This window comes from Sellimonas catena (assembly GCF_027924685.1).
Lineage (GTDB): Bacteria > Bacillota > Clostridia > Lachnospirales > Lachnospiraceae > Sellimonas > Sellimonas catena.
The window spans coordinates 90,096-98,613 of sequence record NZ_BSBO01000008.1; the positions used below are offsets into that span (position 1 = coordinate 90,096).

The 8,518-nt window shown below is 45.0% G+C and carries 9 protein-coding genes and 1 pseudogene; all 10 read left to right on the top strand.

What is annotated here, in order from left to right:
- The first annotated feature begins 18 nt into the window (after positions 1 to 18).
- Positions 19 to 1,638 (top strand): chaperonin GroEL, encoded by a 1,620-nt coding sequence (gene groL, locus Selli1_RS05465; RefSeq protein ID WP_087168197.1) that lies wholly within the window; start codon positions 19 to 21, stop codon positions 1,636 to 1,638.
- A 94-nt stretch (positions 1,639 to 1,732) separates the two neighbouring features.
- Positions 1,733 to 2,221, top strand: a complete 489-nt coding sequence (locus Selli1_RS05470; RefSeq protein ID WP_087252763.1) for a DUF6106 family protein — start codon at positions 1,733 to 1,735, stop codon at positions 2,219 to 2,221.
- An 88-nt stretch (positions 2,222 to 2,309) separates the two neighbouring features.
- Positions 2,310 to 3,764: an IMP dehydrogenase gene (guaB, locus tag Selli1_RS05475; protein ID WP_087168195.1), complete on the top strand. Its 1,455-nt coding sequence runs from the start codon at positions 2,310 to 2,312 to the stop codon at positions 3,762 to 3,764.
- A 378-nt stretch (positions 3,765 to 4,142) separates the two neighbouring features.
- Positions 4,143 to 4,751 carry a peptidoglycan recognition protein family protein gene (locus Selli1_RS05480; RefSeq protein WP_087168283.1) on the top strand — a complete coding sequence of 203 codons (609 nt, stop codon included), beginning with the start codon at positions 4,143 to 4,145 and terminating at the stop codon, positions 4,749 to 4,751.
- Between the two features lie 61 nt (positions 4,752 to 4,812).
- Positions 4,813 to 5,790, top strand: coding sequence for a PfkB family carbohydrate kinase (locus tag Selli1_RS05485; protein WP_087168194.1), 978 nt, complete (start codon positions 4,813 to 4,815; stop codon positions 5,788 to 5,790).
- A complete protein-coding gene (locus Selli1_RS05490; RefSeq protein ID WP_087168193.1) occupies positions 5,784 to 6,290 on the top strand; it encodes a YqeG family HAD IIIA-type phosphatase in 507 nt (168 codons plus the stop codon). Before Selli1_RS05485 ends, Selli1_RS05490 begins: the two co-directional genes overlap by 7 nt.
- 82 nt (positions 6,291 to 6,372) lie before the next feature.
- A complete protein-coding gene (locus Selli1_RS05495) occupies positions 6,373 to 6,726 on the top strand; it encodes a hypothetical protein (protein WP_087252762.1) in 354 nt (117 codons plus the stop codon).
- A gap of 17 nt (positions 6,727 to 6,743) precedes the next feature.
- Complete coding sequence (gene aroD, locus Selli1_RS05500) at positions 6,744 to 7,496, top strand: type I 3-dehydroquinate dehydratase (protein WP_087252761.1); 753 nt, start codon at positions 6,744 to 6,746, stop codon at positions 7,494 to 7,496.
- A 147-nt stretch (positions 7,497 to 7,643) separates the two neighbouring features.
- A complete protein-coding gene (efp, locus tag Selli1_RS05505; RefSeq protein ID WP_087168190.1) occupies positions 7,644 to 8,201 on the top strand; it encodes an elongation factor P in 558 nt (185 codons plus the stop codon).
- A 227-nt stretch (positions 8,202 to 8,428) separates the two neighbouring features.
- Positions 8,429 to 8,518 (top strand): annotated as a pseudogene (locus Selli1_RS05510) (IS200/IS605 family transposase); the annotation flags it as partial.

The window sequence follows — 8,518 nt, forward strand, 5'->3', positions numbered from 1 at the left end:
ATTATGGAGGGATTTGAAATGGCTAAGGAAATCAAATATGGAGCAGAAGCCAGAAAAGCGCTTGAAGCAGGCGTAAATAAACTTGCTGACACAGTCAGAGTTACACTTGGACCAAAAGGAAGAAACGTCGTACTTGACAAATCATTCGGCGCACCGCTGATCACAAACGATGGTGTGACAATCGCAAAAGAGATCGAGCTGGAAGACGCATTTGAAAATATGGGAGCTCAGCTGATTCGTGAAGTTGCGTCCAAGACAAACGATGTAGCTGGAGATGGTACAACAACCGCAACCGTACTTGCCCAGGCAATGGTTCATGAAGGTATGAGAAACCTTGCAGCAGGCGCAAATCCGATTGTTCTTAGAAAAGGTATGAAAAAGGCAACTGACCTCGCAGTGGAAGAGATCGCAAAAATGAGCAGCAAAGTAAAAGACAAGGCTCAGATCGCAAGAGTTGCCGCTGTATCTTCCAGTGATGATGAAGTAGGAAACATGGTTGCGGACGCAATGGAAAAAGTTTCCAACGATGGTGTTATCACAATCGAAGAATCCAAGACAATGAAGACAGAGCTTGACCTGGTAGAAGGTATGCAGTTTGACCGTGGATATATTTCCGCATACATGGCAACGGACATGGATAAGATGGAAGCAAATTTGGAAGATCCGTATATCCTGATTACAGATAAGAAGATCTCCAATATTCAGGAGCTGCTTCCTCTTCTGGAACAGGTTGTTCAGGCGGGGGCAAGACTTCTTATCATTGCAGAAGATGTAGAAGGAGAAGCACTGACGACTCTGATCGTAAACAAACTGCGTGGTACTTTCAATGTTGTTGCTGTGAAAGCTCCGGGATACGGTGACAGAAGAAAAGAAATGCTTCGCGATATCGCAATTTTGACAGGCGGAGAAGTAATCTCTGAAGAACTGGGACTGGATCTGAAAGAGACAACTCTGGATCAGCTTGGCCGTGCAAAATCTGTAAAAGTTCAGAAAGAAAATACAACTATCGTTGACGGTATGGGAGAGAAATCTGAAATTGAAGCACGGATCGCGCAGATCAAGGCTCAGATTGAAGAGACAACATCTGATTTCGATAAAGAGAAACTTCAGGAAAGACTTGCAAAACTTGCAGGCGGTGTAGCAGTCATCCGGGTTGGAGCAGCTACAGAGACAGAGATGAAAGAAGCAAAACTTCGTATGGAAGATGCTCTTGCTGCAACAAGAGCAGCTGTAGAAGAAGGAATTATCGCCGGAGGCGGATCTGCATATGTACATGCGACAAAAGCTCTGGAAAAACTTGTTTCCGAAATGGAAGGGGATGAAAAAACCGGTGCTCAGATTATCATGAAAGCACTGGAAGCTCCTCTTTACAGAATTGCGGCAAACGCCGGACTGGAAGGTTCCGTAATTATCAACAAAGTGAAAGAATCAGAGCCGGGCATTGGATTTGACGCATACAAAGAAGAGTATGTAGACATGGTTGCAGAAGGAATTCTTGACCCTGCAAAGGTTACAAGAAGTGCCCTTCAGAATGCGACGAGTGTTGCCTCCACACTTCTGACAACAGAGTCTGTCGTTGCCAACATCAAAGAAGAAACACCGGCAGCAGCAGGAAATCCGGGCATGGGTATGATGTAAATATAAAAAATTCGAAAACTCCTCGCAAGAGGAGTTTTCTTTTTGTATCAGAAATGATATACTGATTAGGAATAAACAGATGGAGGAAACGTGTATGAGCGATTATTACACAGAACAATTAGTCAAAAAGAAACCGGAAGGGAAAGACATTATCATTAAGATTCTGCTGGTGTTTTGTACGGTCCTTTCCTTTTTCTTTGTTTTGTTGTTGCCGTTTTTGCTGATTCTTCCGGTGCTGATGATTGTACTGGACTACTTTATGTTCCGGAGACTGGATCTGGAATATGAGTATTTGTATGTGAACGGAGATCTGGATATCGACAAGATCATGGGAAAACAGAAGAGAAAAAGAGTATTTTCCATGAATGTCAATGACATGGATCTGCTTGCGCCGCTTGGAGCAGGAGAGCTCAACCAGTACAGAACCGGCAAGGTACTCGACTTCAGCTCCCATATGCCGAATGCGAGATGTTATGTAATGGTGATTACCAAAGACGGACATCAGACAAAAGTGATTTTTGAACCGGAGCAGGTTATTCTTGACGGAATGAGGATGCTGGCACCAAGAAAAGTCATTTTATAGAGAAAAAGAAAGAGTTGACAGCAGATATTTTTTTCGGTATTATATCATTTAATACAAAAACAGTCAGAGAAAGAGAGGAAAAGAAGTCATGGGTAAGATTATTGGAGAAGGTATTACGTTTGATGATGTATTACTGGTACCGGCTTATTCGGAGGTTGTTCCGAATCAGGTCGATCTGTCTACACACTTGACAAAGAAGATTCAGTTAAATATTCCGATGATGAGTGCCGGGATGGATACGGTAACGGAACATCGTATGGCCATTGCTATGGCACGCCAGGGTGGTATCGGAATCATCCATAAGAATATGTCGATTGAGGCTCAGGCTGAAGAGGTGGACAAGGTAAAACGTTCTGAGAACGGTGTTATTACAGATCCATTTTATCTGTCGCCGGAGCACACACTGGAAGACGCCAACAATCTGATGGCAAAATTCAGAATTTCCGGTGTGCCGATCACAGAAAACGGAAAACTGGTTGGTATTATCACGAACCGGGATCTGAAATTTGAGACAGATTTTTCAAAGAAGATCAAAGAGTCCATGACTTCAGAAGGACTGATCACGGCTCAGGAGGGCATCACTCTGGAGGAGGCAAAGAATATCCTTGCCAAAGCCAGAAAGGAAAAACTCCCGATTGTAGATAAGGATTTTAATCTCAAAGGACTGATTACAATAAAGGATATCGAAAAGCAGATCAAATATCCGCTTTCCGCAAAGGACGAGCAGGGACGTCTTCTCTGCGGTGCAGCAGTCGGCATCACAGCCAACTGTCTGGAGAGAGTAGAGGCACTGGTCAATGCAAAAGTTGACGTGATCGTTCTCGACTCCGCGCACGGACACTCGGCAAACGTGCTCCGCTGTGTACGCATGATCAAGGAGAAATTCCCGGATCTGCAGGTAATTGCAGGAAACGTTGCAACAGCGGAAGCGACAAAAGCGCTGATCGAGGCCGGAGCAGACGCTGTCAAAGTCGGAATCGGACCTGGATCCATCTGTACGACACGTGTCGTTGCAGGAATCGGTGTTCCTCAGGTGACAGCAGTCATGAACTGCTATGAAGCGGCAAAAGAGTACGGTATCCCGATTATCGCAGACGGCGGTATCAAGTACTCCGGAGATATGACGAAAGCGATTGCTGCCGGAGCCAATGTATGTATGATGGGAAGTATCTTTGCAGGATGTGACGAGAGTCCGGGAACATTTGAACTGTTCCAGGGAAGAAAATACAAGGTTTACCGTGGAATGGGCTCGATCGCTGCGATGGAAAACGGAAGCAAGGACCGTTATTTCCAGACGGATGCCAAGAAACTGGTACCGGAAGGTGTGGAAGGACGTGTTGCATATAAAGGTACCGTGGAGGATACGGTATTCCAGCTTATGGGCGGACTTCGTTCCGGTATGGGATATTGTGGAACAAAGACAGTGGAAGAGCTGAAAGAAAACGGAAGATTTGTTAAGATTACAGCTGCTTCCTTGAAAGAAAGCCATCCGCATGATATCCATATTACAAAAGAAGCACCGAACTACAGTGTTGATGAGTAAAGGCATGCGATAAATTAAATAACAGACCTCCTGACTTCCTTTCTATGGGAAGCGGGAGGTTTTTTGATTTAACAGGAAACTTCGTTCCCTGCTAAACAAAAACGCTCTGCGGGATCGCGCGCGCAAAGCAGAAATTTGTCGTTAAAGCGACTGTGCCCGGCGCGAGAGTTCCTCGAGAGGAATCCTTTGCTTTTTTCGGTATGAGAACAAGATAAGAAAAGCTTAAGAAATTCGAATCAAAATTTTTAAAAACGCCGGAACCTTTTTGTTTATAATAGAAAGAGGGAAAAAGAAAAGGGGAATAGTATCGTGCGAAAGAGAAGACAAAGAAGAAAAAGAAAAAGCAGAGGGTCGGACAGACTGCTGAAGGCAGGTCTTATGATTTTAATCCTCCTGGCGGTTGTGCTGGGGGGAATGAAACTTACCGGGGCAGGACCGATTTTTAATGGATACAGAGAGCTGGAAGGAGAGGCTGTGGATGCCTATCGTCCGGATATGGAGGTGGAGCTTCTGACACCGAATCCGTATTCCAGACCGGAGACCGGAACATCGAGAATCCGGAATATTGTCATTCATTATACTGCCAATCCGGGAGCTACGGCGCAGCAGAACCGGGATTATTTTGAGGGTCTCAAAGACACACATCTGACACAGGCAAGCAGCCATTTTATTGTAGGGCTGGAAGGTGAGATCGTCCAGTGCATCCCGACCTGGGAGGTGGCGTATGCGTCCAACAGCAGAAACGGAGATACCGTTTCCATCGAGTGCTGTCATCCGGATGAAACGGGAGCATTTAATCAGGCGACATATGACTCCATGGTAGAACTTTCTGCATGGCTCTGTCTGAAGTTCGGACTTACAGAAAATGATCTGATCCGCCACTATGATATTACCGGAAAGATATGTCCGAAGTATTTTGTAGACTATCCTGAAAAATGGGATGAGTTTTGCGGCGATGTCGGGAAAATGCTTGAAAAAATGCAGTAAACTGGTTATGATAGAAAAAGCGAAAAGGGAACAAAAGAAGTGGATGGAGGTAGCTTGATTTATGGAAAAAGAATTTGATGTAATCGCGCTGGGTGAACTGTTAATTGATTTTACAATGAACGGAATGAGCAGCCAGGGGAACCAGATGTTTGAGGCATGTCCGGGAGGCGCGCCGTGTAATGTGCTTGCCATGCTGAACAAGCTTGGAAAAAGAACAGCTTTTATCGGAAAAGTAGGAAAGGACCAGTTTGGTTTACGGCTGAAAGAGACACTGGAACAGGCCGGCATCAATACGGAGCATCTGTATATGGATTCCGAAGTGCATACAACGCTGGCGCTGGTTCACACACTGGAAAACGGAGACAGAGATTTTTCCTTTTACCGGAATCCGGGAGCGGATATGATGCTGACGGAAGATGAAGTGGATACCGAATTTTTGAAGAAAGGAAAAGTGTTCCATTTCGGGACTCTTTCCATGACACACGAAGGAGTACGCAAGGCGACAAAAAAGGCTCTGAAAGCGGCGAAGGAGGCAGGAATGCTGATCTCCTTTGATCCGAATTTAAGACCGCCTCTCTGGGACAGCATGGAAAATGCAAAGGAGCAGATCCGGTACGGTCTTGGATTCTGCGACATTCTGAAAATTTCGGATAATGAGATTCAGTTTATTACCGGTAAAGAAGATTATGATGAGGGCGTGCGTCAGCTGACAGAGGAGTACCACATTCCGCTTGTACTTCTGACCATGGGAGCCGATGGAAGCCGGGCTTATTATCGGGGAATGAGGGTGGAATGCCCGGGATTTTCCTGTGATACGATCGAGACAACCGGAGCAGGAGATACTTTCTGCGGAAGTGCACTGAATTATCTTGTAGATCATGGACTTGAAGAGCTTACCGAAAGTGATCTGAAAGAAATGCTGACATTTGCCAACGCGGCAGCGGCTATTATTACAACGAGAAAAGGGGCGATCCGTTCCATGCCGGAACGCGGGGAAGTGGAAGCGTTGATCCACAGTATGGAGGAGAGAGAATGTTAGAACGGTTTTTCCCGGATGAATATATGGCATCTACCTATGTCATTCCTTTTGAAAAACTGTATAAAGAAGGATACAGGGGAATTATTTTTGATATCGATAATACGCTCGTTCCCCACGGGGCGCCTGCGGACGAGAGGTCCAAAAAGCTGTTCCATGAGCTGAAGAGCATGGGATATTCCTGCTGTCTGCTCTCGAACAATCAGGAGCCTCGGGTAAAGATGTTCAACGAAGAGATCGGTGTCCATTATATCTGCAACGCCCATAAGCCGGCGGTGAAAAACTACCGGAAAGCCATGAGTCTGATGGGAACAAACCGTGAGACCACACTGTTTGTAGGAGACCAGCTGTTTACAGATGTATGGGGAGCGAAAAGGACTGGAATCCGAAATATTCTCGTGCGTCCGATTCATCCAAAGGAAGAAATCCAGATCGTGTTGAAACGTTATCTGGAAAAAATCGTACTTCATTTTTATATAAAAGAAAAGAAGAAACACGTGTAAAATTGACCTGCCCGGGCCAGCTTATCTGAAAACTTTCCCTTCTGAAAAGACTTGACGAAAATTTTTCGGGGGGGGGAGTATAATGGAAAGAGAATTTACAAAAGAGGGCAGAATGATGAGTATACTGGAGTTTATAAAAAAGCAGTTAAAATACAGGTATGAGATTACAGAGATTCAGTGTCTGGATGAGATTCATGGAGAACCGGAACTGGTAGTCGTACCGTTCGACAGGCATTGCTCCATGGACAAGGTAATCGGAAAGATCCGGGAAAGCGGAGGGCATTACAGTTCGATTATCCTTTTGGAAGAGGACCAGAAACAGATGGACCTTGTTGTCGGAAATTTCCAGAAGAACGGACTGGATCTGATTTACATACGGGAAGATACATGCGGTACGCAGTCTTTTACAAGGCTGGATTTTGAAAGACTCTGGTAAAAGAAATGGAGAATGCGATGAAAACGGTCAAAATCAGAAATCTTGTAATTGGCGGGGGAAAGCCGAAAGTATGTGTTCCGATGATGGGTGACGAGGAGGCTGTGCTCCGGACAGCGGAGGGTATAAAGAAAAGCCGTGCAGATCTGGCGGAATGGCGCATCGATACAGATCCGGACTGGAATAATGAAAGCCATATTCTTCAGACAGCGGAAAAACTGCGGAGTGTTCTGGGGGATATGCCGTTGCTTTTTACATTCCGGACAAGGGAAGAGGGAGGTAGTGCGGCGGTTTCTGAAGAGCGCTACCGGGAACTGAATAGAACAATGATCCGGTCCGGCCTGATTGACCTGGTGGATGTCGAGTTTTTCAAGACGGAAGAGACTGTAAAGAGCCTGATCCGGGAGGCAGAAGCACATGGAGTCAGGACGGTGCTTTCCAACCACGATTTTGAGAAAACTCCACAGGAAGAAGAAATTGTCCGAAGACTGTGCGCCATGCAGGAAGCAGGTGCTGATCTGGCAAAAATTGCAGTTATGCCGAAGGAAGAGCAGGATGTTATCGAACTGTTGAACGCGACATGGACTATGAAAAAATTCCATCCGGATACTCCGGTGATTACAATGTCCATGGGGCAAAGAGGAATGATCAGCCGGCTCTGCGGGGAGCTTTACGGTTCGGCTGTGACATTTGCAGCCTATGAAAAAGCATCCGCGCCGGGGCAGATGCAGGTGGAAGAGGTACGTGAAATTATTGAAAAACTGCATGTCTGATACGGGAAAACGAGAGAAATTTGTAAGATGACGGTATTTTTCGTAACTTTCAGTTGAAAAAAGGACAGGAATCATATAAAATAAGACTTAATGAAAGTTTAGAATTAGAAAAGAATACGTTCGTATTCGTTTAAGGAGGATTTAAAGATGATTTCAGCAGGCGAATTTAGAAACGGTTTAACCGTCGAAATTGACGGAAACGTATACCAGATTCTGGAATTCCAGCATGTAAAACCAGGAAAAGGAGCAGCGTTTGTCAGAACCAAATTAAAAAATGTTATAAGTGGTGGTGTGGTTGAAAAGACTTTCAGACCAACTGAAAAATTCCCGAAAGCTCACATTGAGAGAAAAACCATGCAGTATCTGTACTCAGATGGTGATCTCTACCACTTCATGGACGGCGAGACTTATGACCAGATCGCACTGAATGAGGAGACCATCGGAGATGCTCTGAAATTTGTAAAAGAGAATGAAGAAGTGAAGATCTGCTCCTATCAGGGAGAAGTATTCGCGGTAGAACCGCCGTTATTTGCAGAACTTGCAGTAACAGAAACTGAGCCGGGTGTAAAAGGTGACACTGCAACAGGTGCTACAAAGCCGGCTACAGTAGAGACAGGAGCTACCGTTATGGTACCGCTGTTCGTAAACGAAGGAGATGTGCTTAAGATCGATACACGTACAGGGGAATATTTATCACGTGTATAGGAAAAGTTTACAGATAATCAAGAGTTCCGCATTGTGCGGGACTCTTTTTCTTATATGGCTTTAGCCAGTTAAGCGTGATGGAGTTTTTCGTGTTCCGAAAAATGTAGGCACGCTTAACAAAAAACCACCCGCTATGCGGGTGCGCGTCGATCGTTATACACCAAAAATCACCTTTCCGTTATAATATAGTTGTTCAGGCTATCTTATAAGAAAGGAAAGGTGATTTTATGGCCAATAAGGCAAATAGCTTATCGCACACAAAATGGGTATGCAAATACCACATTGTGTTCACTCCAAAGTATAGACGAAAAATTATT

Excerpts from the sequence above, each read along its gene's own strand:
- Selli1_RS05470 (WP_087252763.1), top strand. The coding sequence starts at position 1,733 with ATGAGCGATTATTACACAGAACAATTAGTCAAAAAGAAACCGGAAGGG.
- efp (WP_087168190.1), top strand. The coding sequence starts at position 7,644 with ATGATTTCAGCAGGCGAATTTAGAAACGGTTTAACCGTCGAAATTGAC.
- Selli1_RS05485 (WP_087168194.1), top strand. The coding sequence starts at position 4,813 with ATGGAAAAAGAATTTGATGTAATCGCGCTGGGTGAACTGTTAATTGAT.
- guaB (WP_087168195.1), top strand. The coding sequence starts at position 2,310 with ATGGGTAAGATTATTGGAGAAGGTATTACGTTTGATGATGTATTACTG.
- Selli1_RS05490 (WP_087168193.1), top strand. The coding sequence starts at position 5,784 with ATGTTAGAACGGTTTTTCCCGGATGAATATATGGCATCTACCTATGTC.
- Selli1_RS05495 (WP_087252762.1), top strand. The coding sequence starts at position 6,373 with ATGGAAAGAGAATTTACAAAAGAGGGCAGAATGATGAGTATACTGGAG.
- groL (WP_087168197.1), top strand. The coding sequence starts at position 19 with ATGGCTAAGGAAATCAAATATGGAGCAGAAGCCAGAAAAGCGCTTGAA.
- aroD (WP_087252761.1), top strand. The coding sequence starts at position 6,744 with ATGAAAACGGTCAAAATCAGAAATCTTGTAATTGGCGGGGGAAAGCCG.
- Selli1_RS05480 (WP_087168283.1), top strand. The coding sequence starts at position 4,143 with ATGATTTTAATCCTCCTGGCGGTTGTGCTGGGGGGAATGAAACTTACC.